Below are 21,215 nucleotides of genomic sequence, written 5' to 3'. Positions count from 1 at the left end.
TTATTTTTTAGGATTAATTTTTAATTTATTCATGAAAACTGCCGAAGTGATCAGTAATGAAAGCGGAATCAAAGACAGATAAAATGCCTGCTGACCACTAAACTCCTGAAACACAAAACCGGTAATGATAGAACCTATAGTTCCTCCGATTGCTGAGAAAACAACAATCAATCCTGACATGGCACTGTGTAAATATTTCGGGATTGATGCCAGAATCACAGAATTAATGCTTGGATAGATCGGTGCCAGCAAACCTCCCATCAAGGGAAATAAATAAACTACCAAAGGTGCATTCAGCCAGTTTGTATTTGTATCAATATGAATGTTATGGGTCAATGGTAAAACCAACAGTAAGCTGATAGCAAAACCTATCACACAAAAAGAAACTACATAGATCCAGTTGAATTTCTTAGAGAAGAATCCCGACAAAAATCTTCCTAAAGCAAAAGCTCCTGCTAAAACAGCTCCCGCCTGAATACTCATTGAAGTAGGCACTTTTAAAATTTCTTTATAAAAAGTAGGCGTCCATGTTTGAAAGCTCTGCTCTACCAGTACAAAAAGGAAAGCACATAATAAAAAGAACAGCACTTTTTTATAGCTGAATAAGCTTGCACTATTTCTTAAATCTCCCAATAAATCTGTTTTCTCACTTTTCGCTTCCTGCTCATTTAATTTTGAGAAGAACAGGAATAAAAAAGATAAAGTGGAAAGCCCACCCAAAACCCAGTATACATTCAACCAACGCGTAGATTCCGGATTATGATCATCAATATATAAACTGAACAATACATTTCCTGCAAGAACTCCAATCATGAAAAAACCTTCAAGAAATCCCATAAAGCTGGAATGTTCCTTGTCTGTTTCCGTTACCAATCCAATAGAAGTAAAAACCGAAATTTTAATTAAAGCAAAGGAAACTCCTACCGTAGCAAATAATAATTTAAAAACCCAAAAGCTATTGGTAAACGGCATTACAAAACACATACAGCTTACCAGCAATAAAGCAATTAACATTGATTTTTTGATTCCGATTTTGGGAAGAAATGAGGCCAGAATGAATGAACATATGGCAATGGGAAGATCTTTAAAGCCTTCCAAAACACTGGCCGAAGATTTTGAAATCCCAAAATTCTGCTGTACCTGCAGGATCACTGTACCTACAGAATTCAGAAGAATGGCAAAGACAAAATAATTTAAAAATAAAACGGCCTTGATGTTAATATTTTTCATTCAGGTTATTTCTTGTCGGCTAAGATAGAAGCATTTGTGTTAACGATAATTTAACACAGTAAATCAATATTTGAACTATATTAATATAATTAGTATTTTTAGCAATTAAATATGATTAATTAAATGAAAGTTACTTTTGAAAGGGTAATTCCTAATGAAAAGAGCTCATTCCGCACGATTCATAACAACTCTCCTATTTCAGAATTCAAATGGGAGTATCATTACCATCCCGAAATTGAGCTGGTATGTGTCATTTCCGGGAACGGAACCCGTCACGTTGGATATCATAAAAGTAATTATACAAATGGCGATCTGGTATTAATCGGGTCTAATATTCCCCATTCCGGATTTGGATTAAACTCGATTGATCCGCATGAAGAAATTGTACTTCAGTTCAAGGAAGAAATTCTGCAGTTTCCCCAACAGGAGGTAGAAGCCAGATCTATTAAAAACCTTCTGGAGCTGTCAAAATATGGAATTCATTTTCACCATAAAGTTAAAAAAGTGATGCTTCCCAAGTTGAAGCTTATGCTGGAATCGGAAGGTTACAAAAGGTATTTGCTGCTGCTTGAAATTCTTTTTGAACTTTCAAAATGTGAAGATTACGATCTTCTGAACAAAGAAATCATGCCCTACACCATTATTTCTAAAAATAAAACCCGCCTTGAAAATATCTTCACGTATGTAGAACATCATTATGACAAGGAAATCGAAATTGAAGAAGTAGCAAAACTGGCCAATCTCACTTTGCCGGCTTTCTGTAATTTCTTTAAAAAAGCGACCCAGATTACGTTTACAGAGTTTGTCAATAGATACAGAATTAATAAGGCATGCTTACTAATGGCGCAGGACAGATCTATTTCGGAATGCAGCTACCAATGCGGTTTTAATAATGTAACGTACTTTAATAGAATGTTTAAAAAATATACAGGGAAAACACCTTCAGAGTTTATCAGAAATTATTCTCACAGTAACGTTAATGTAGATTTGAAAGTTGAGAATGAGACTAAAACCATGGCAAGCTTTTAATAGAGAAACTATGCCGAGTGACAAGTGAATGAATAGACAATGCTTTTGTATTTGTCATTCCGTAGGAATCCAGACCGATTTACATAAATTTTGAAAAGGTTTACAATCAAAAAAGACAAGACATGCTATGCTGTCACTCCTACGGAGTGACAATTCGCGTGGTTACAATAAACGCTATGTTTGTTCATTCCGTAGGAATCCAGACTGATTTACGTAAATTTTGAAAAGGTTGACAATCAAAAAAGACAAGACATGCTATGCTGAGACTCCTACGGAGTGACAATTCGCGTGGTTACAATAAACGCTGTGTTTGTCCATTCCGTAGCAATCCAGACCGATTTACATAAATTTTGAAAGGTTTACAATCAAAAAAGACAAGACATGCTATGCTGAGACTCCTACGGAGTGACAAACTGTGTGAATAATAAATGAGCTATATTGTGATCAATAAAAAAGCCACTCTAAAAAGAGCAGCTCTATATTATAATGAGTAAAAACTAGTAACTAAATAACCAGCAACCAGCAATTATTTCCATTTAATATTACATCCCATGCTTGGTCTTTGAATTTCTTCCTGAGCTTCACCAGCCAAAAGATTTTCAAAAGCAATAATAAGATCTTCACCTGTTACATCTTTATTATTTCCAGGCCTTGAATCATCCATCTGACCTCTGTACACAAGATCCAGCTTATCATCAAAGAAATAAAAATCCGGTGTACAAGCCGCATCGTAAGCTTTAGCTACTGCCTGGCTTTCATCGAATAAATAAGGGAAATCAAAATTTCTTTCAATCTGAAATTCGATCATTTTCTCAGGAGAATCTGCCGGATATTTCTCAATATCATTAGCATTGATAGCGATAAATTCTATTCCTCGCTCATTATAATCTTCATATAATTCGTTGATCTTATCAATCACGTGAAGAACAAACGGACAGTGGTTGCACATAAAGATCACCAAAGTACCATTTTCTCCTTTCAGCTCTTCCAAAGACTGAAGTTCATTCGTTTTTGACGGGTTAGGAAGTTCAAAAAACGGTGCCTTTGTTCCTAATGCCAGCATATTTGATGGAGTATTCATATCCTTTTTTCTTTACCGGCAAAGATAGATATTTCTTTTATTAATTGAGCTGAGTTCTGAAACAGACATTTTATTTTTGTAGAGGAAGGAAGATATTTGCCTCTAAAAAATAGTTATAGTCAAATTCTATTAGTAGTGTTTTTTTAACGCGAAACAACTTCCAGCTCCCATTCTTCAAGCTTCCAGCCTTTGATATATTTTTCTTTAAATAGCCGGCAAATCTATAAAATTCATAATATCCTTTGGAAGTTATATTAAAAAGTTTGTAGTTTTGCTAACGCTGTTAGTAAATAAATATCATGGGTCTACATGAACGCCGTCAACGAGAAAAAGAATCCATCCGTGCAAATATTTTGCAGGCTGCTTTTACTTTGGCTAAAACTGAAGGCTGGGGTTCATTGTCTATGCGTAAGATAGCTGATGCTATTGAGTATAGTGCACCTGTAGTATATGATTATTTTGAAAATAAAGAAGCTATTCTATTTGAAATTTCTTTAGATGGCTTTCATAAGCTACACATAGAATTATTAAAAGCTCAGCAGAAACATGACACTCCTGAAGAGCAGCTTGTTGCGATTGTGGATGCCTACTGGAACTTTGCTTTTAAAAACAAGGAATATTACCAGCTTATGTTTGGTCTTGGAATGCAATGCTGTGGAAAAGGGCAGATGAAAAAAGAATTCTCATCATTCCAGGAACTGATCTATGAATGTACCTATGAGATTATCAAGAAAAACGGATCCAATCCGGACAATGCCTGTCATATGTCTCACGCTCTGTTTTCTGCCGTTCACGGAATGATCTCTATCATGATGATGCGTACTGCTGATATTCCTTCCACAATGAACAAGACAACATTGGACGAAACTGTTTCGGCTTTTATTAAGTCTTTGTAAATTTTTTTTGAATTTAAAATTAACACCGTTAGGAAATTTAACACCGAATTAAGTTAAATTATTCAGTTTTTCCTGATTAAAAATGAAATCATTTATGGAGCAATTCATATCATTCAGTTGTTAAAAATAATCATTTTTTGCTTATCAATTAACACTGTTAGTAAAATTAACACACCTTACACCATCATTATACACTTAAATACCTTAAAAACAATTTTCAATTATGGAAACAATCGACTTTATCGGACATTAAAAATTCTGTAATTTTTTTTGAACTAACTATTAACACTGTTAGGAAAAAAAACAGCATTTATTAAAAAGACTTTTACTTAAATCTAACACTTCATTAAAAAAATTAAACCACAATGAAAATACCTGGAAAAACAAGGTTTATTGTACTTATTGCAAGTATAATTCTTTTACAGAGCTGTACCAAGGCTGCAGAAGGATCCAATGCCGCGCCGCCAGCTCCAGAACTTCCGGTTTATACCGTTCTTACATCACCCGCTACTACATATCAGGAATTCCCTACTGCCTTAGAAGGGAAAAACAATGTTGAAATAAGATCTCAGGTAGATGGCTATCTTGATAGAATCTATGTAGAGGAAGGATCTTACGTAAGAGCCGGACAGCCATTATTTAAAATAGACTCCAGAAGCTACGGAGAACAAATGAATATGGCACAAGCTAATCTACAGGCTGCTAATGCCAATATCCAAAAAGCAAGAGTAGAGGTAGACAGACTTCAGCCATTGGTTGCTGCAAAAGTAGTATCTGATGTACAACTTAAAACAGCTAAAGCCAATTATGAAGCTGCTGTTGCTGCTGCATCACAAGCCAAAGCTTCTGTAGGAAGCGCAAGAATCAATGTAGGATTTACAACCATTACCGCTCCTGTAAGTGGTTATATCGGAAGAATTCCTTACAAAAAAGGAAGTCTGATCTCAAGAACAGATGTAAATCCATTGACATTATTATCTGATATCAGTGAAATTTATGCTTATTTCTCTTTAAGTGAACTGGACTTTATTGCTTTTCAGAATAAATATCCGGGCGCTACTTTGGAAGAAAAGCTGAAAAATATGCCAATGGTAGAATTGGTGATCGCTGACAACAGTACTTATCCTGAAAAAGGAAAACTGAGCATCGTAGACGGACAGTTTGATAAAACTACCGGAGCCATCAGTGTACGTGCTGTTTTCCCTAATGCCAACGGAGCTTTAAGAACCGGAAATACAGGAAGAGTGCGTATGCCGCAACTGATCTCAAATGCCGTAGTGATTCCACAGGAATCTACTTTCGAAATTCAGGATAAAACCTATGTATATGTAATGGGTAAAGACAAAAAGGTAACCGGAAGACCAATCAAAATATCAGGAAAAACGGATAGCTATTATTTCATTTCTGAAGGACTTGCACCTGGAGAAAAAATAGTTTACACAGGAATTGGAAACCTAAAAGACGGAGCTTCCATCAATCCAAAAAATATTTCTTCTGACAGCTTGCTAAAAGCAAAACCATTATAGTCCATCCCGAATACAGAAGACTTAAAAAAATAAACTTCTTATGTTAAAACAATTTATAGAAAGGCCGGTCCTTTCAACGGTCATCTCCATAATACTCTTATTATTGGGAGCCCTGTCTCTCTTTAATTTACCGATTGCCCTCTTCCCGGACATCGCTCCACCGAGTGTACAGGTTACTGCATTCTATCCGGGAGCCAACGCGGAGGTTGTAGCACGTTCAGTTGCCACCCCTATTGAGGAAGCCGTAAACGGAGTTGAGAACATGACCTATATGACCTCAAACTCCAGTAACGACGGTACAATGACACTGAGTGTGTTCTTCAAACAAGGTGCTGACGCTGATAATGCAGCTGTAAACGTACAAAACCGTGTATCGAAAGCGATGAGCCAATTACCTCAGGAGGTAGTACAGGCCGGGATTTCTACCCAGAAAGTACAGAACAGTATGATCATGTTCATGGGATTGACCAGTGAAAATGAAAAACAATATGACGAATTATTCCTTCAAAACTACCTGAAAATTAATGTTATTCCACAGATTCAGCGTATTCCGGGAGTAGCACAGGCTCAGGTATTCGGAACAAGGGATTACTCTATGAGAATCTGGCTGAAACCGGACAGACTGGCAGCTAACAACCTTTCTCCTCAGGAAGTTCTGGGAGCCATTAAAGACCACAACCTTGAAGCAGCCCCGGGCCGTTTGGGACAGGGAAGTAAGGAAACTTACGAGTATATCCTTAAATATAAAGGAAAACTGAATAAGAATGAAGACTACGAAAACATCGCTATTAAAGCCAATAGTGACGGCTCTTTCTTACGATTAAAAGATGTAGCAAGAGTAGAATTCGGGTCTTATACTTATACTGCGACTAACAGAGTTGACGGGAAACCGGTTGCCGGATTTGCCATTCTACAGACTGCAGGTTCCAATGCGAATGAAATCCTGACTGAAATTGAAAGTCAGGTGAAAGTAATGGAAACTACTCTTCCAAAAGGAGTAAAGCCGATTATCATGTATAACTCTAAAGACTTCCTGGATGCCTCTATCCATCAGGTTGTTGAAACGTTAGTTATTGCCTTCATTCTGGTATTTATTGTAGTATATATTTTCCTTCAGGATTTCAGATCTACATTAATTCCTGCTATTGCAGTACCGGTTGCGATCATCGGAACATTCTTCTTCCTTCAGCTATTTGGTTTCAGTATCAACATGCTTACGTTGTTTGCATTAGTTCTGGCCATCGGTATTGTGGTGGATGATGCCATTGTAGTGGTAGAAGCCGTCCATTCCAAAATGGAACAGACAGGAATGCCTGTAGAACATGCTACCATGAACTCGATGAGTGAAATCTCAGGAGCCATTATTTCCATTACATTGGTAATGTGTGCGGTATTTATTCCGGTTGGTTTCATGCAGGGACCTGCAGGGGTTTTCTACAGACAGTTTGCATTTACATTAGCAATTGCGATTTTAATTTCAGCAGTGAATGCATTGACATTAAGTCCGGCATTGTGTGCAATGTTCTTAAATGACCCTCAGGGAGAACATGGAGAGCACGGCCATAAAACAGGTTTTGGAGCAAGATTCTTCAATGCATTTAATGCAAGCTTCAACAGCATGACCAGAAAATATATCTACAGTCTTAAGTTTTTAATTAAAAATAAATGGGTGGCTATAGGAGGTCTTGTTCTTATTACAGCAGCAAGTGTCTTTCTGATCAAAAAAGCTCCGTCAGGATTTATTCCTACTGAAGACCAGGGATTCGTATTATATGCTGTGAATACTCCTCCGGGAAGTTCATTGGAAAGAACACACAGAGCGACAGCACAAATTGATAAAATTATCAACAGCGAGAAAGCAACCAATCACCTTTGGGTAGCCGATGGAATGAACTTTATCAGTAATGCCAATGCTTCTCCATATTCTGCAGGTTTTATTAAACTTAAAGATTATGACAAACGTGGTGAAATGAAAGATCCTGATCTAATTGCAGGAACTTTAACAGGAAAGGTAAGCCAGGTGAAAGACGCGAATGCTTTCTTCTTCAACTTCCCTACTGTACAAGGTTTCGGTAACGTTTCCGGATTTGAATTCATGCTTCAGGATAAAACGAATGGTTCTTTTGAACAATTGGGAACAACCACTCAGCAGTTCATTGGTGAATTGATGAAACGTCCTGAAATTGCTTTCGCATTCACTACTTATGCAGCAGGAAACCCTCAGTACACCATTGATGTAGATACTGACAAAGCCAACCAGCTGGGAGTTTCCGTAACGGAATTGATGCAGACGATGCAGATTTATTTCGGAAGTAGCTTTGTATCTGATTTTAACAGATTCGGGAAATACTACAGAGTAATGGCGCAGGCAGATATTCCTTACCGTACTGATATTAACTCTCTGGAAGGAATTTATGTTAAAAATAAATCAGGCGAAATGGTTCCTGCGAAAACATTAGTAACGTTAAAAAGATCTTTCGGACCTGAAACGGTAACAAGAAATAACCTTTTCAACGCTGTAACAATTAACGGAACACCAAAACCTGGATACAGTACCGGAGATGCCATCAAAGCGGTAGAAGAAGTGGCTCAGCAATCACTTCCAAGAGGATATGGGTATGAATGGACAGGGATTACCCGTGAGGAGATCAAAACAAGCGGACAGACTGCATTCATTTTCTTCTTAAGTATTCTGTTTGTGTACTTCTTACTGGCAGCTCAGTATGAAAGTTATATCCTTCCTTTTGCTATTATTCTTACGATTCCAACAGGGATTTTTGGAGTATTTGCCTTCACAGGGTTAGCCGGAATCGATAATAACATTTACGTTCAAGTAGGATTGATTATGCTTGTCGGGCTATTGGCGAAAAATGCCATCCTTATTGTAGAGTTTGCCGTACAGAGAAGAAAAGCAGGGAAAACTTTGATTGAGTCTGCTCTTCAGGCATCAAGATTACGTTTAAGACCGATCTTAATGACCTCTTTTGCCTTTATCGTGGGGATGCTTCCATTGGTATGGACGCAAGGCGCTTCTTCAAAAGGAAATCACTCTATCGGATACAGTACTGTAGGAGGAATGCTTACAGGAGTAATATTCGGGATTTTTATTATTCCGGTGATGTATGTGATCTTCCAGTATCTGCATGAAAAAATGCCAAGCAGAAAACAGAAAAGACTGAAGAAAAAACAAATGGAGGAAGAACTTTTAGCTTCAGCTCATTAATAAAAATGAATTACAAAAACTTAGAGAAAATTTTAAGACAAGGGATTCACTATTTTCCTGCTGTTCTTAATGGTTTAAAAAAGTCAGCTATTTTCTCCTACTAAAGACAATTTTGCATAAATCAAAACCTCTCTAAGTTTTGTATTCAATTAAAAGTTTAAAAACTATGAAACGAGTAAAAAATATTATTCTAACTTTTGCGCTGGCTATAGGCTCTGTATCATGTGTGTCCAAACTGGCATACACGGAGCCTGAACTGCCACTTCCGGAAAAGTTTCAGTATACTGCAACTGCCGATACTGCCAGCATAGCGAATCTGGAGTGGAAGCAGTTCTTCAGCGATCCTATTTTACAGGGATTGATTGAAAAAGGAATCAAAAATAATTATGACCTTCAGATTGCCCTAAAGCAGGTTGCTGCTTCACAGGAAAAACTGAAACAGGCAAAATATATGCAATATCCGGATGTTGGTTTCGGAGTAAGCGGGCAAATCTCAAGACCTTCCAAAAACAGCATGAACGGGCAAAGCTTAAATTTATTTTTAGGTTCAAGCCATGTTGAAGATTATAATGCAGCCTTCAACCTTTCGTGGGAAGCTGATATCTGGGGGAAAATCAAAAACCAACAGGAAGTTTCTAGAATGCAGTATCTTCAGACCTATGAAGGTTCAAAAGCAGTTCAGACTCAGGTGGTTGCAGCCATTGCACAGGGATATTATAACCTGTTGATGCTGGACAGACAATTGGCTATTGCAAAATCTAATCTGGAACTGAGCAGCAATACCCTGATGATTACCCAAAAAATGTGGGAAAGTGGTGATAACACTTCCTTAGGAGTACAACAGGCTGCCGCACAGAAACAGGCTACAGAACTTCTGATTGCGCAACTTGAACAAAATATCGCCATTCAGGAAAATGCATTGAGTATTCTTACAGGAGAACTGCCTAATAAAGTAAACAGAACGATTGAAATGTCTGATACTTCTTTACCTCAGAATATTTCCGCAGGTCTTCCGGCAGCTATGGTAAGCCGCAGACCGGATGTACGTCAGCAGGAATTGGTTTTATTAGAATCCAATGCAATGGTAGGAATTGCTCAGGCCAATATGTATCCAGCATTGAAGATTACAGCTAACGGAGGAGTCAATTCATTTAAAATTGACAACTGGTTTCAGATTCCGGCTTCGTTATTCGGATCGGTTTTAGGAGGAATTACTCAGCCTATTTTCCAGAAAAGACAATTGAAGACAGATCTTGCAGTAGCAAAAATTCAAAGAGAAAGAAATGTTCTGGCATTCCGTCAATCGGTATTGAATGCCGTGGGAGAAATTTCTGATGCTTTGGTTTCCAATGAAAATTTAAAAGTTCAGGAACAGAAAGCCACAGAACAATCTAACACGTTGAAAGATGGAATTAAAAGCGCACAGCTTCTTTACAAAGGAGGTTCAGCCAATTACCTGGAAGTGATTACAGCACAAGGGAATTCCCTACAGGCAGAGTTGAATCTGGCTTCCATTAAAAGACAGAGATTAAGCAGCATTGTAGATCTATACAGAGCGCTGGGCGGCGGTTGGAAGTAGTAAATTAAATTATATTTGTTTTAAGATGCGGTTCTTTTCAGAGCCGCATTTTTTTAGTATAAAAACGCCCTAATTAATTACCATCTGTACTGTCATTCTGAATGGAACAAAGTGGAATGAAGAATCTTTAAAAACAATCGATGAGATTCTTCCTTCGTCAGAATGACAAACTAAGCGCTTAGTTTTCCCACGCACGATGTCATTCCGTAGGAATCTATATTTTCAAAGCTTCTAAAGTCGTTTAATAATGTAAAAGTATTTACTTTTCAAACTCCTCCGCAATCCATTGAAGCAAATCTTCATACTCTTTTTCAGAATACCCCAACTGCAAATAATGAATATCATCCGCTTTCCTATACCACGTCAGCTGGCGTTTCGCATATCTGCGACTATTCTTTTTAATTTCCGAAACCGCGAAATCAAGATCCCATTCTCCATCAAAATATTTGAATAATTCTGCATAGCCCACAGTATTCAAAGCGGTCAGATCCTTGAATTGTTCAAGACCTTTCACCTCATCCAGCAAGCCATTTTCCATCATTATATCTACTCTTCGGTTGATTCTGTCATACAGTTCTTCTCTGGGAGCTTCTATTCCTATTCTAATCACATTAAAATCTCTGGAATCCTGAGAAACAGCGATTAGTTCAGAATATTTTGTATCAGTCTGCCAGATCACATCAATAGCACGCAAAAGTCTTCTGTGATTGTGAATATCCACTACACTGAAATATTCGGGATCAAGTTCCTGTAAAATTTCCTGAAGTTTTTCTATTCCCTCCTGCTCCATGATGGTCTGAAGTTTTTCCTGATTTTCAGTATTGGCTTCAGGCAGATCATGCAGACCTTCTATCACTGCTTTTTCATACATCATACTTCCACCAACAAGAATAACGGTGTCATGAGTTGCAAAAAGTTCATTGAGTTTTTGAAGCGCATCTTCTTCGTACTGGCCGATAGAATAATATTCTTCAACTGAAAGATTTCCGATAAAATGATGAGGTGCACCGGCAAGTTCCTCTTCAGAAGGTGCAGCGGTTCCTATTTTCATTTCTTTAAAAAACTGGCGGGAATCACAGGAAATAATCTCCGTATTGAAATGTTGAGCCAAATCAATTGCCAGTCTCGTTTTACCAATTCCGGTGGGTCCTACTACAGAAATCAAATTTTTCTTTTTCACAGCGCTAATTTACGAAAATGAGTTTATTTAATTTGCTGGAAGATGGAAGCCTGAGGCTGGAAGTTAAAATCAGATATAATTTATATTACACAATCTTCCCACTTCCTGCCTCCATCTTCCAGCCATTCAACTTAGCTAAACTATACACTTAAATGTTTATCTTTGTAGAACAATAAAAAACTATGATTTTATCAATGACCGGATTCGGTAGAGCCGAAGATGTTTTTGAAGGAAAAAAAATTACAATAGATATTAAATCATTGAACAGCAAGAGCTTTGATTTGAATATTAAAATTCCTTTACGTTATAAAGAAAAAGAATTTGAAATCAGAAAAATTCTTAACGATAGAATTATCCGTGGAAAAGTAGACTGCTACGTTAATATTGAGAACCTCGAAGAGTCCAATGATGTAAAAATTAATAAAAATTTAATTGAATCTTACATCAATGAGCTTAAAAACATAGCTTCTGACGGCCCTGATTTTGAATATCTTAAAATGGCGGTAAGACTTCCTGATGCCATCTCATCAAGACCTGATGAGCTTACAGAAGGTGAATGGGAATCACTGGCAAAAATTGTCAATAATGCTGTAGACAGATTTGAAGAATTCAGAAGAACAGAAGGCAGCATCCTGCATGAAGAATTAAACAGGAATATCCAGAATATTGACAAATATCTTGGAGAAGTAATTCCTTTTGAGGAAGAAAGAATTGTAAGCGTGAAAGAGCGTTATCAGAAATCTTTGAAAGAATTTGAAAATGTTGATGAAACACGTTTCTACCAGGAAATGGCCTATTTCACTGAAAAGCTTGATATCTCTGAAGAAAAGGTAAGGCTTACCCAGCATCTGAAATATTATAAAGAAGTAATGGATAATGAATCTTTCAACGGAAAAAAACTGGGCTTTATTTCTCAGGAAATCGGAAGAGAGATCAATACATTAGGTTCTAAAGCCAATCATGCAGAAATCCAGAAACTGGTAGTAATGATGAAGGATGACCTGGAAAAAATTAAAGAACAGACGTTAAACGTATTGTAATGATAGGTACGGGTTACGAGATACGTGATTATCATTCCCAACAATGGACTCCGTAACTCGAAACCCGAAACCCGAAATTGTAAAAAATGGATAAAGTAATTATATTTTCAGCGCCATCAGGGAGCGGAAAAACTACATTAGTAAAGCATTCACTGGAAACATTTCCGGAACTGAGCTTCTCAGTCTCATGTACCACGAGACAGCCGAGAGGAAGTGAAGTTCATCAGGTAGATTATCATTTTCTGACGCCGGATGAATTCAGGCAGAAAATTTCTGAAGATGCTTTTGTAGAATATGAAGAAGTATATACTGATAAATATTACGGTACTTTAAAATCTGAAGTAGAAAAAATCTGGAATCAGGGAAAAGTTGTTATTTTTGATGTAGATGTAAAAGGAGGTATTTCGTTAAAAAAATATTTCGGTGAAAAAGCCCTTTCTATTTTTATAGAACCGCCTTCCATTGAAGAATTGGAACGAAGATTGATTTCCAGAAATACAGATGATGCAGAAACCATAAAAACCCGTGTAGCGAAGGCAGAAGAAGAAATGTCCTACGCCGGCGAGTTTGATAAGATCGTGATTAATACCGATCTTGATGTAGCTAAAAAAGAAATAGAAAGTTTAATAAAAAGTTTTATCAGTAATTAATGGTTGGAAGATAGAAGTCAGAAGATGGAAGTAATCAAATACTCTCAAAATCTAACTTCTAATTTCTAACCTCTAGCTTCTGATCATAAAAAATTGAGGTTGATATGAGTACCGAAACATTAGAAAAAGCTAAATCTGCAATTCCTGTCAGAGGATTTCTGGATATAAAAGATATAGCTATTCCTCAGGGAGAAGAGTTGGTAAAAGCCATTCTTAAACTTAAAGAGGAAAAAAATGCTGTTATTCTTGCCCATTACTACCAGCCGGGAGAGATTCAGGATATCGCTGATTTCCTTGGAGATTCTTTACAGCTGGCAAGACAGGCAAAAGAAACGAATGCTGACATGATTGTATTCTGTGGTGTACATTTCATGGCGGAAGCGGCTAAAATTCTGAACCCAACTAAAAAAGTAGTTCTTCCTGATACGATGGCCGGATGCTCTCTGGCTGACGGTTGTTCAGGAGAAGGATTAAGAAAAATGCGTGAACAGCACCCGAATGCTTTAATTGCAACTTACATTAACTGTAACGCAGAAACTAAGGCAGAAAGTGATATCATCGTAACCAGTTCAAATGCTGAAACTGTAATAGAAGCACTTCCGAAAGACAGACCGATCATCTTCGCACCTGATAAAAACCTTGGAAGATATTTATCTAAAAAAACAGGCCGTGACATGATCCTCTGGGATGGAAGCTGTATCGTACACGAAGCTTTTTCAATGGAAAGAATTGCCCAGCAGCTGGCAGACAATCCTGATGCCAAGCTGATTGCTCACCCTGAAAGTGAAGAAGCTGTTTTGAAACTGGCTCACTTTATTGGTTCTACTTCTGCTCTATTGAATTATGTAGAAAAAGATGACTGTCAGAAATTCATCATTGCAACAGAAGAAGGAATTCTTCACGAAATGAGAAAGCGTGCTCCTCACAAGGAACTTATTCCTGCATTGGTTTTTGATGAAAGCTGTAACTGCTCGGAATGTTTCTATATGAAACGTAATACAATGGAAAAGCTGTATTTATGTATGAAGTATGAACTTCCGGAAATTCTTATCGACGAAGAATTAAGATTAAAAGCATTAAAGCCTATTGAGGCAATGCTTGATCTCTCTAAAAGCATAAAATAATTGAAAAGCACTGTTTTTACACAGTGCTTTTTATTTTTAGTCTGCAGTGATTGCAACAAAACAATCTGCGCTCACAACAACACACATTCTGCAATTCTCGGACAATGTCCAATATGCCTCGCACGAAGGATCACTGGAAGAACCTGGTCCAAAAACCAGATGGGTAGGACAACTATCACATCTTGATACGCCGGCACCCTTCATCTGTTCCAAATCTCTTCTGTTCAGTTTCTTTATATTTTTCATAAAGTCAAATGATCTTTTAAGAAACTCCTCCGTCCACACATTCCATACTTACCAGAACACACATCTTGCAGTGGTCAGGAAGTCCCTGATAAGCAGAACATGGATACTGATATTCCGGACCATCTCCGAATGTAGCATGTTGTGGACATCCTGCACATCTTGAAGGACCTGCTGCTCCATTTAATTGTTCAAGTTCTTTTCTGTTTAATTTCTTTAGATTTTTCATAGTAGTTTTAAATTAAATTTTGATTGTATGTTTTTATAACGAATTGATTTTTTTAATAATATTTTTCTAGCCTTCCAGAACCATACAGCTGCCTGGAATGGATGGATCATAAGGGAAAAGATAAAGACAAACTTTACGTCCTTTAAAGTCGGTACACACTGCACAACCTTTTGGTCCGCAGTCAAGATCAACAGCACAGGTATCTCCTCCACCTCCAATAATAGCCCTTAAGCTTTCTCTGTTTAATTTTTTTGAATTTTTCATGGTAGTTTTTATTTTAAATTAAATTTTTGATCGTTTTTGATTAGATAAAATCAGTCAACACCTATAGCATCGGTGCATAGCAAGTACCTCCAGGCTTTAACCAACATCCCCATTTTCCACCTCCGCGGAAACATACAAATTGCTCTCCACCACATGCTTCAATCTGAATATCAGTGAATCCTCCGCTGATATTTCTCTTTTCTTCGCGTGATAATTTTTTAATTGTTTTCATATTGTAATAATTTAGTATTTAGTAATAAAAAACAACAAACATTTTGTTATTGAAGATTAAAAAGGACCAAAGCATTCAAAGCTTACCAGTACTCTTCCTTTACAGCATTCCGGTAAAGCGTAATAATCAGCACATGATCTCGGTTCACCTGGTCCGTAAGGTCCGACAGGACAGTTTGCAGTACAAGGGCCTATTCCACCGTTGACTGATTTTAAATCATTTCGATTGATTTTCTTTAGATTTTTCATGTGTATCTTGTTATTAGTTAATGTTATAAATGTAACATTTTTAATTAATTACACCAAGTATATCTCCAAAAAAGGAAATATATTTTATTATGTTAAAAACTTGGCTATTTCAAAATAAGTTGTACATTTGTCCTGTTATAATGAATTTATTAAGAAACATATCTGATATTTCTGCCCTGAAATCACTTATTTCAGGCATATCTTCTGTTTCTACATTCACAACTACAACAACTACCCCATAACGGGGTAAATTTTCACATATTATTTCCGGTACCCGTACTCTTTTTTCTAAAGAGTAGTCACTTCGTTATATCCAACCTCAAATAAATAATTGATGAAAGTTTTAAAATTCGGCGGAACTTCGGTCGCCCATTCTCAGAATATCCTTCTGGTGGAAAAAATAATAAAAGATGAATCTTTAAAAAACAAAATAGTTGTTATTGTATCAGCACTTCATGGCGTTACTGACCAACTGATCAGAGCAGCAGAACTGGCTTCTGTAAAAGATGAAAATTATATTCAAATAGTTCAGAATCTTGAAGAAAAACATATCAGTCTGGTCAAAGATCTTTTCCCTATCACAGAACAAAGTTCATGGCTGAGTTTTGTTAAGAAACATTTTAATGATCTTGAAGACCTTTACAACGGAATTGCAGTTCTTGGTGAACTTACCAACAGAATCAAAGATAAAATTGCCTCTTATGGAGAATTTCTGTCCTCAAAAATTATAGCAGCAAGACTTCAGCATGAAGGATTAGACTGCCTATGGATGAATTCTGCGGACCTCATCAGAACAGACAGTAATTTCACCAATGCAAAAGTAGATTTTCAATGCACAGAAAATAATATTATCAGTTTTCTGAATGAAAATAACAATCGTATTATCGTAGGTCCTGGTTTTATAGCCCATGATGAAAAAAACAATGCTACAACATTAGGAAGAGGTGGTTCTGATTACACAGCTTCCATTATGGCTGCTTCTATTCATGCAGAAGAACTTCAGATCTGGACCGATGTAAGCGGAATGATGACCGCTGACCCCCGTTTGGCTTCCAATGCAAAACCTATTTCAGAAATATCTTATCATGAAGCGATGGAACTATCCCATTTCGGGGCAAAAGTGCTTTACCCGCCTTCCATCCAGCCTGTCATGGAAAAAAACATAAACTTAATCATCAAGAATACTTTTGATCCGGATGCACAAGGAACTTTGATTTCTCACCAATTGAAATCTTTAAACAATGAAAAGCAAATTGCCGTAGGAATTTCAAACATGAACAATATTGCATTACTCACGCTGGAAGGCAGCGGGATGGTAGGAATTCCTGGTATTTCAGCAAAACTATTCCAGTGTTTAAGTCATGAAAAAATCAATGTAATCCTTATTACACAAGGGTCTTCGGAACATTCTATCACGATTGCAATTGAAGAAAAAGAAGCGTTACGTGCCGAGTATGCAATCAATTCTTCTTTTGCAGATGATATCAATCTGAAGAGAGTGTACGCCGTAAACATTGAAACCGGACTTTCCATTGTAGCCTTGGTTGGAGAAAGTATGAAAAGCAGAAGCGGCGTAAGCGCAAAAATGTTCGGATGTCTGGGAAACAACGGGATCAATATAAGAGCTATTGCTCAGGGATCTTCAGAAAGAAATATCAGTATCGTAATTTCAGAAAAAGACAGCAAAAAAGCAGTAAATGTACTTCATGAAGAATTTTTTGAAACTGAAATTAAGCAAATCCATCTTTATATCTGCGGAACAGGAAATGTAGGTTCAAAATTGATTCAGCAGATCTATGACCAGAATGCTTATTTAAGAGAAAACTTTTTGATCAACCTGAGAATTGCAGGAATTTCCAACAGCCGATATATGTTATTTTCAGACAAAGGAATAGCAAAGGAAGACTATCTTATCTGGGATCAGCAGGGAGAAAAAGCTTCCGCCCGGGAATTTGCCGATGAAATTATCCGCAGAAACCTTAGAAACTCGGTTTTCGTTGATGTAACGGCAAGTGCTGACATTCCCGAAGTGTATGAAAGCTTATTAAAAAGAAGCGTGAACATCGTGGCCTGTAATAAAATTGCGGCTTCTTCGGATTTCAAAAAGTATAAAACATTAAAAAATACAGCACGAAACCATAGCTGTAATTTTTATTTTGAAACCAACGTTGGAGCAGGACTTCCGGTAATAGGAACCATTAATGACCTCATCAAAAGTGGAGACCAAATTCAGTCTATTCAGGCAGTATTGAGTGGAACGTTGAATTTTGTATTTAATGAGTATGACGGAAGCAGAACTTTTTCTGAAGTAGTGGCTCAGGCTCAGCAGGAAGGTTATACAGAACCGGATCCAAGACTCGATTTGTCGGGAACTGATGTGGCAAGAAAAATTTTAATTCTGGCAAGAGAAGCCGGATATCCGCTTCAGTTTGAAGAAATTGAGAATATAGGTTTCCTTCCTGAAGAATGTATGCATGGAAACGTTGACGACTTTTATGAAAAGCTTACAGCATATGAAGACCACTTTAAAAACTTATTAAATAAAGCAAAAAATGAGGGCAAAATATTAAAATACGTCGCAGAATTTGAAGATGGAAAAGCAAAAGTAGGTTTACAGCATATCGCTCCGGACAGTGATCTTTTTCATCTTTATGGCAAAGACAATATTGTCATCTTCAAAACCCTCAGATATTCCGAACAGCCTTTGGTTGTAAAAGGAGCCGGGGCTGGAGCTGATGTAACAGCAAGCGGAGTTTTTGCAGATATTATCCGTTCTATTTAAAAATACAGTTATGAAAAAAGTAAAATTAAAAGTCCCCGCTACTGTTGCCAATCTGGTTTGCGGATTTGATATTCTGGGCATGGCAGTGCATGATCCTTATGATGAAATGGAATTCAGATTACTGGAAACCTCTGAAATAAGTATTAAACATACTGATTCTTTTGGGCTCCCTGAAGAACCTTCCGAAAATGTTGCCGGAATAGTCTTATTAAAAATTCAGGAATATTTTAATCTGAAAAACGGTTTTGAAGTGATTATTCATAAACATATAAAACCTGGAAGCGGGCTCGGCTCCAGTGCGGCAAGTGCCGCCGGAGCCGCCTTTGGAGCCAATATATTATTGGGAAATAAATTATCAAAAGAGGAAATGGTTTATTTTGCCATGTTCGGAGAAGAACTGGCTTCAGGAGTACGACATGCAGATAATATTGCTCCTTGTATCTATGGAGGAATTACCCTGGTAAAATCCACCAATCCCATTGATATCATTCCGCTGAACAGTCCTGATTTATTTGTAACTGCTGTACATCCGCAGGTGGAAGTGAAAACTTCAGATGCAAGACAGATTTTAAAGAAAAATATCACATTGAAAAGTGCAGTAGAGCAATGGGGAAATATAGCAGGTCTGGTAGCAGGAATTCAGAAAAATGATTTCCCGTTGATTGGCAGAAGTCTTAATGATGTCATTATAGAACCAATACGCAGTATTCTGATTCCAAAATTTGACGAAATTAAAACCAAAAGTTTGCAGTTGGGAGCTCTGGGAGGAGGAATTTCCGGATCAGGACCTTCTATTTTTATGCTTTCCGAACAAAAAGAAACGGCAGAAAAAATTGCTCAGATGATGAAATCAGTCTATGATGAGATTGAAATTGAAAGTCCTGTATATGTCTCAAAAATAAATCCGGCAGGTATCCAAATTGTTGAAGAAAATTAACCCTAAAAAACAGAAATGAAATATTATAACTTAAAAGATCATCTTGAAAAAATTGATTTCAGAGAAGCAACAATAAAAGGTCAAGGGAAAGAAAAAGGATTGTTTTTCCCTGAAGATATTCCACAGTTTGATAAAGAATTTATCCAAACCCTTCATCAGTATTCTAATGAAGAAATTGCGTACAGATGCATGAAAGATTTTGTGGGAGATGAAATCCCCTCAGAAATTCTAAAAGAAATTGTAACCGAAACCGTTAGTTTTGAAATTCCTCTGGTAAAGATCACTGAGCAGATCTCTATTTTGGAATTGTTTCATGGTCCTACTCTTGCCTTTAAAGATATCGGTGCGAGATTTATGAGCCGCTGCCTGTCTTATTTTTTGAAAGATCAGCAGAAAAAAGTCACTGTTCTTGTAGCTACTTCCGGGGATACCGGAGGTGCTGTTGCCCATGGATTCTATAAAATCCCACAAATTAATGTAGTAATTCTATACCCTAAAAACAGAGTAAGTCCGGTTCAGGAGAAACAGTTGACAGCATTAGGTGAAAATATCTCAGCATTAGAAGTAAATGGTAGTTTTGATGACTGCCAGAATCTCGTAAAACAGGCTTTTTCTGATGAAGAAATCAACAGTCAGTTATTTTTGACCTCAGCCAATTCTATTAATGTTGCGAGATGGCTTCCCCAGCAGATTTACTATTTAATAGCCTTAAAACAATGGATTGAACATCATAAAGAAGAACCCATAATCTGTGTTCCGAGTGGAAATTTCGGAAATATCTGCGCCGGACTTCTGACTCATTTCAGAGGTTTGCCCGCCAGTCATTTTATTGCAGCCTGTAATGCTAATCAGGTAGTTCCTGATTATTTTAAAACTCAGAATTATAAGCCACAAAGCGCAGTTGCTACCCTATCCAATGCCATGGATGTTGGAGATCCGAGTAATTTCGTAAGGATTTTAGAGCTTTTCGGGCATCAGTTTGGTGCTTTAAAAAATAAAATATCTTCATATTCTATTGATGATGATAAAACAATGAATATGATCACAAAAGTTTATGAGAAATACCGCTATATTCTGGAACCTCACAGTGCCGTAGCCTTTGCTGCAATGGAAGAGTATCTGCAGGAAAATCCTGAGCAAAAAGGATTTATTCTGGGTACTGCACATCCAGTAAAATTCCCTGATGCGGTAGAAATAGCGATCCATACCCAGATTGAAATTCCGGATTCATTGAACGAACTGATGAAAAAGGAGAAAAAAACTGTAGAAATAAATTCAGACTTTGAAGAATTAAGACGATTTTTGCTTCATAAAATATGAGGCAATGAGCAAAATATATCTTGAAGATGTAAGAATATATGCGTACCATGGCGTACTTCCTGAGGAAAATATTATCGGGACGTATTATATTCTGAATGTAGAACTTCATACCGATCTGTGGAAAGCAGCAGAATCCGACGATTTGCATGACACCATAAGCTATGCAGATATCAACGATATTCTTCACAAGGAAATGAAAATAAAATCCAAATTACTGGAACATGTAGCCGGAAGAATAATCTCAACTATTCACAACAGCTTTCCACAGATTGATTATATTAAATTAAAAATCACAAAAACAGCTCCGCCTATGCAGGGAGAAATGACAGGTGCCAGCATTGAGCTTGAAAAAAGCTTTAAGCCGGAAAATTAAAATTCTTATTTTCGTTCATTAAAAAAAAC

The 21,215-nt window shown here is 37.1% G+C and carries 21 protein-coding genes; 13 read left to right on the top strand and 8 right to left on the bottom strand.

Translation table 11 applies throughout. The features are described 5' to 3' along the window. Positions 1–1,230, bottom strand: a complete 1,230-nt coding sequence (locus tag LC457_RS11180; protein ID WP_223599907.1) for a sugar MFS transporter — start codon at positions 1,228–1,230, stop codon at positions 1–3. A gap of 123 nt (positions 1,231–1,353) precedes the next feature. Here LC457_RS11180 and LC457_RS11175 point away from each other — a divergent pair, with 123 nt between their 5' ends. Beyond that, a complete protein-coding gene (locus tag LC457_RS11175) occupies positions 1,354–2,259 on the top strand; it encodes an AraC family transcriptional regulator (RefSeq protein ID WP_223599906.1) in 906 nt (301 codons plus the stop codon). 526 nt (positions 2,260–2,785) lie between these two features. Here the strand turns inward: LC457_RS11175 and LC457_RS11170 are convergent. Continuing rightward, the gene (locus LC457_RS11170) at positions 2,786–3,340 is read right to left on the bottom strand and encodes a thioredoxin family protein (RefSeq protein WP_149833491.1); all 555 of its coding nucleotides are present in this window, start codon (positions 3,338–3,340) and stop codon (positions 2,786–2,788) included. 299 nt (positions 3,341–3,639) lie between these two features. Between LC457_RS11170 and LC457_RS11165 the strand changes: the two genes are divergently transcribed. The 4 genes from LC457_RS11165 to LC457_RS11150 all read left to right on the top strand — a co-directional run bounded on the left by LC457_RS11165 (position 3,640) and on the right by LC457_RS11150 (position 10,564). After that, positions 3,640–4,236: a TetR/AcrR family transcriptional regulator gene (locus LC457_RS11165; protein WP_034694942.1), complete on the top strand. Its 597-nt coding sequence runs from the start codon at positions 3,640–3,642 to the stop codon at positions 4,234–4,236. Between the two features lie 365 nt (positions 4,237–4,601). Continuing rightward, on the top strand, positions 4,602–5,762 hold the full coding sequence (locus tag LC457_RS11160) for an efflux RND transporter periplasmic adaptor subunit (RefSeq protein WP_223599905.1): 1,161 nt from the start codon (positions 4,602–4,604) through the stop codon (positions 5,760–5,762). A 40-nt stretch (positions 5,763–5,802) separates the two neighbouring features. After that, entirely contained in the window at positions 5,803–8,985 is a 3,183-nt protein-coding gene (locus tag LC457_RS11155; protein ID WP_223599904.1) for an efflux RND transporter permease subunit, read from the top strand. 166 nt (positions 8,986–9,151) lie between these two features. Further along, positions 9,152–10,564 carry an efflux transporter outer membrane subunit gene (locus LC457_RS11150; protein ID WP_223599903.1) on the top strand — a complete coding sequence of 471 codons (1,413 nt, stop codon included), beginning with the start codon at positions 9,152–9,154 and terminating at the stop codon, positions 10,562–10,564. Between the two features lie 259 nt (positions 10,565–10,823). On the opposite strand, the gene miaA is transcribed toward LC457_RS11150, so the two are convergent. Further along, a complete protein-coding gene (miaA, locus tag LC457_RS11145; protein ID WP_223599902.1) occupies positions 10,824–11,744 on the bottom strand; it encodes a tRNA (adenosine(37)-N6)-dimethylallyltransferase MiaA in 921 nt (306 codons plus the stop codon). Between the two features lie 17 nt (positions 11,745–11,761). On the opposite strand from miaA, the gene LC457_RS23385 reads away from it, so the two are divergent. The 4 genes from LC457_RS23385 (at position 11,762) to nadA (ending at position 14,558) form a co-directional block, all read left to right on the top strand. Then, entirely contained in the window at positions 11,762–11,896 is a 135-nt protein-coding gene (locus LC457_RS23385) for a hypothetical protein (protein WP_262904064.1), read from the top strand. Between the two features lie 30 nt (positions 11,897–11,926). After that, positions 11,927–12,784: a YicC family protein gene (locus tag LC457_RS11140; RefSeq protein WP_081983652.1), complete on the top strand. Its 858-nt coding sequence runs from the start codon at positions 11,927–11,929 to the stop codon at positions 12,782–12,784. An 86-nt stretch (positions 12,785–12,870) separates the two neighbouring features. Then, positions 12,871–13,434 (top strand): guanylate kinase, encoded by a 564-nt coding sequence (gene gmk / locus LC457_RS11135; RefSeq protein WP_223599901.1) that lies wholly within the window; start codon positions 12,871–12,873, stop codon positions 13,432–13,434. Between the two features lie 104 nt (positions 13,435–13,538). Further along, positions 13,539–14,558 carry a quinolinate synthase NadA gene (gene nadA, locus LC457_RS11130; protein ID WP_089689786.1) on the top strand — a complete coding sequence of 340 codons (1,020 nt, stop codon included), beginning with the start codon at positions 13,539–13,541 and terminating at the stop codon, positions 14,556–14,558. Between the two features lie 36 nt (positions 14,559–14,594). Here the strand turns inward: nadA and LC457_RS11125 are convergent, their stop codons facing one another. The 5 genes from LC457_RS11125 to LC457_RS11105 form a co-directional block, all read right to left on the bottom strand. Next, on the bottom strand, positions 14,595–14,804 hold the full coding sequence (locus tag LC457_RS11125; RefSeq protein ID WP_223599900.1) for a hypothetical protein: 210 nt from the start codon (positions 14,802–14,804) through the stop codon (positions 14,595–14,597). Between the two features lie 16 nt (positions 14,805–14,820). Then, positions 14,821–15,030 carry a hypothetical protein gene (locus tag LC457_RS11120; protein WP_105701922.1) on the bottom strand — a complete coding sequence of 70 codons (210 nt, stop codon included), beginning with the start codon at positions 15,028–15,030 and terminating at the stop codon, positions 14,821–14,823. Positions 15,031–15,096: 66 nt separating this feature from the next. Continuing rightward, a complete protein-coding gene (locus tag LC457_RS11115) occupies positions 15,097–15,294 on the bottom strand; it encodes a hypothetical protein (protein ID WP_223599899.1) in 198 nt (65 codons plus the stop codon). 61 nt (positions 15,295–15,355) lie between these two features. Then, the gene (locus LC457_RS11110) at positions 15,356–15,526 is read right to left on the bottom strand and encodes a hypothetical protein (RefSeq protein ID WP_167498842.1); all 171 of its coding nucleotides are present in this window, start codon (positions 15,524–15,526) and stop codon (positions 15,356–15,358) included. Between the two features lie 56 nt (positions 15,527–15,582). Continuing rightward, entirely contained in the window at positions 15,583–15,774 is a 192-nt protein-coding gene (locus tag LC457_RS11105) for a hypothetical protein (RefSeq protein ID WP_223599898.1), read from the bottom strand. Between the two features lie 334 nt (positions 15,775–16,108). Here LC457_RS11105 and thrA point away from each other — a divergent pair, with 334 nt between their 5' ends. Genes thrA through folB form a run of 4 tightly spaced genes read left to right on the top strand, consistent with a single transcriptional unit; the run spans position 16,109 to position 21,186 of the window. Then, positions 16,109–18,556 (top strand): bifunctional aspartate kinase/homoserine dehydrogenase I, encoded by a 2,448-nt coding sequence (gene thrA, locus LC457_RS11100; protein WP_223599897.1) that lies wholly within the window; start codon positions 16,109–16,111, stop codon positions 18,554–18,556. A 10-nt stretch (positions 18,557–18,566) separates the two neighbouring features. Continuing rightward, a complete protein-coding gene (locus tag LC457_RS11095) occupies positions 18,567–19,493 on the top strand; it encodes a homoserine kinase (RefSeq protein WP_223599896.1) in 927 nt (308 codons plus the stop codon). Positions 19,494–19,508: 15 nt separating this feature from the next. After that, entirely contained in the window at positions 19,509–20,813 is a 1,305-nt protein-coding gene (thrC, locus tag LC457_RS11090; protein ID WP_223599895.1) for a threonine synthase, read from the top strand. Positions 20,814–20,817: 4 nt separating this feature from the next. Further along, positions 20,818–21,186: a dihydroneopterin aldolase gene (gene folB, locus LC457_RS11085; protein ID WP_047379018.1), complete on the top strand. Its 369-nt coding sequence runs from the start codon at positions 20,818–20,820 to the stop codon at positions 21,184–21,186. The last annotated feature ends 29 nt before the right edge of the window (positions 21,187–21,215 follow it).

This window comes from Chryseobacterium sp. GVT01B (genome assembly GCF_019970045.1).
Lineage (GTDB): Bacteria > Bacteroidota > Bacteroidia > Flavobacteriales > Weeksellaceae > Chryseobacterium.
Note: the sequence above shows the minus strand (reverse complement) of the source record. Positions and strands in the feature narration are given on the sequence as shown.

Bases quoted from the DNA above. Each gene is read 5' to 3' on its own strand.
- LC457_RS11155 (WP_223599904.1), top strand. From the start codon at position 5,803: ATGTTAAAACAATTTATAGAAAGGCCGGTCCTTTCAACGGTCATCTCC.
- LC457_RS11120 (WP_105701922.1), bottom strand. From the start codon at position 15,030: ATGAAAAATCTAAAGAAATTAAACAGAAAAGAACTTGAACAATTAAAT.
- LC457_RS11165 (WP_034694942.1), top strand. From the start codon at position 3,640: ATGGGTCTACATGAACGCCGTCAACGAGAAAAAGAATCCATCCGTGCA.
- LC457_RS11095 (WP_223599896.1), top strand. From the start codon at position 18,567: ATGAAAAAAGTAAAATTAAAAGTCCCCGCTACTGTTGCCAATCTGGTT.
- LC457_RS11110 (WP_167498842.1), bottom strand. From the start codon at position 15,526: ATGAAAACAATTAAAAAATTATCACGCGAAGAAAAGAGAAATATCAGC.
- LC457_RS11175 (WP_223599906.1), top strand. From the start codon at position 1,354: ATGAAAGTTACTTTTGAAAGGGTAATTCCTAATGAAAAGAGCTCATTC.
- LC457_RS11170 (WP_149833491.1), bottom strand. From the start codon at position 3,340: ATGAATACTCCATCAAATATGCTGGCATTAGGAACAAAGGCACCGTTT.
- LC457_RS23385 (WP_262904064.1), top strand. From the start codon at position 11,762: ATGAGTTTATTTAATTTGCTGGAAGATGGAAGCCTGAGGCTGGAAGTT.
- thrA (WP_223599897.1), top strand. From the start codon at position 16,109: ATGAAAGTTTTAAAATTCGGCGGAACTTCGGTCGCCCATTCTCAGAAT.
- LC457_RS11115 (WP_223599899.1), bottom strand. From the start codon at position 15,294: ATGAAAAATTCAAAAAAATTAAACAGAGAAAGCTTAAGGGCTATTATT.
- nadA (WP_089689786.1), top strand. From the start codon at position 13,539: ATGAGTACCGAAACATTAGAAAAAGCTAAATCTGCAATTCCTGTCAGA.
- LC457_RS11125 (WP_223599900.1), bottom strand. From the start codon at position 14,804: ATGAAAAATATAAAGAAACTGAACAGAAGAGATTTGGAACAGATGAAG.
- LC457_RS11140 (WP_081983652.1), top strand. From the start codon at position 11,927: ATGATTTTATCAATGACCGGATTCGGTAGAGCCGAAGATGTTTTTGAA.
- folB (WP_047379018.1), top strand. From the start codon at position 20,818: ATGAGCAAAATATATCTTGAAGATGTAAGAATATATGCGTACCATGGC.
- gmk (WP_223599901.1), top strand. From the start codon at position 12,871: ATGGATAAAGTAATTATATTTTCAGCGCCATCAGGGAGCGGAAAAACT.
- LC457_RS11160 (WP_223599905.1), top strand. From the start codon at position 4,602: ATGAAAATACCTGGAAAAACAAGGTTTATTGTACTTATTGCAAGTATA.
- LC457_RS11180 (WP_223599907.1), bottom strand. From the start codon at position 1,230: ATGAAAAATATTAACATCAAGGCCGTTTTATTTTTAAATTATTTTGTC.
- LC457_RS11150 (WP_223599903.1), top strand. From the start codon at position 9,152: ATGAAACGAGTAAAAAATATTATTCTAACTTTTGCGCTGGCTATAGGC.
- thrC (WP_223599895.1), top strand. From the start codon at position 19,509: ATGAAATATTATAACTTAAAAGATCATCTTGAAAAAATTGATTTCAGA.
- LC457_RS11105 (WP_223599898.1), bottom strand. From the start codon at position 15,774: ATGAAAAATCTAAAGAAAATCAATCGAAATGATTTAAAATCAGTCAAC.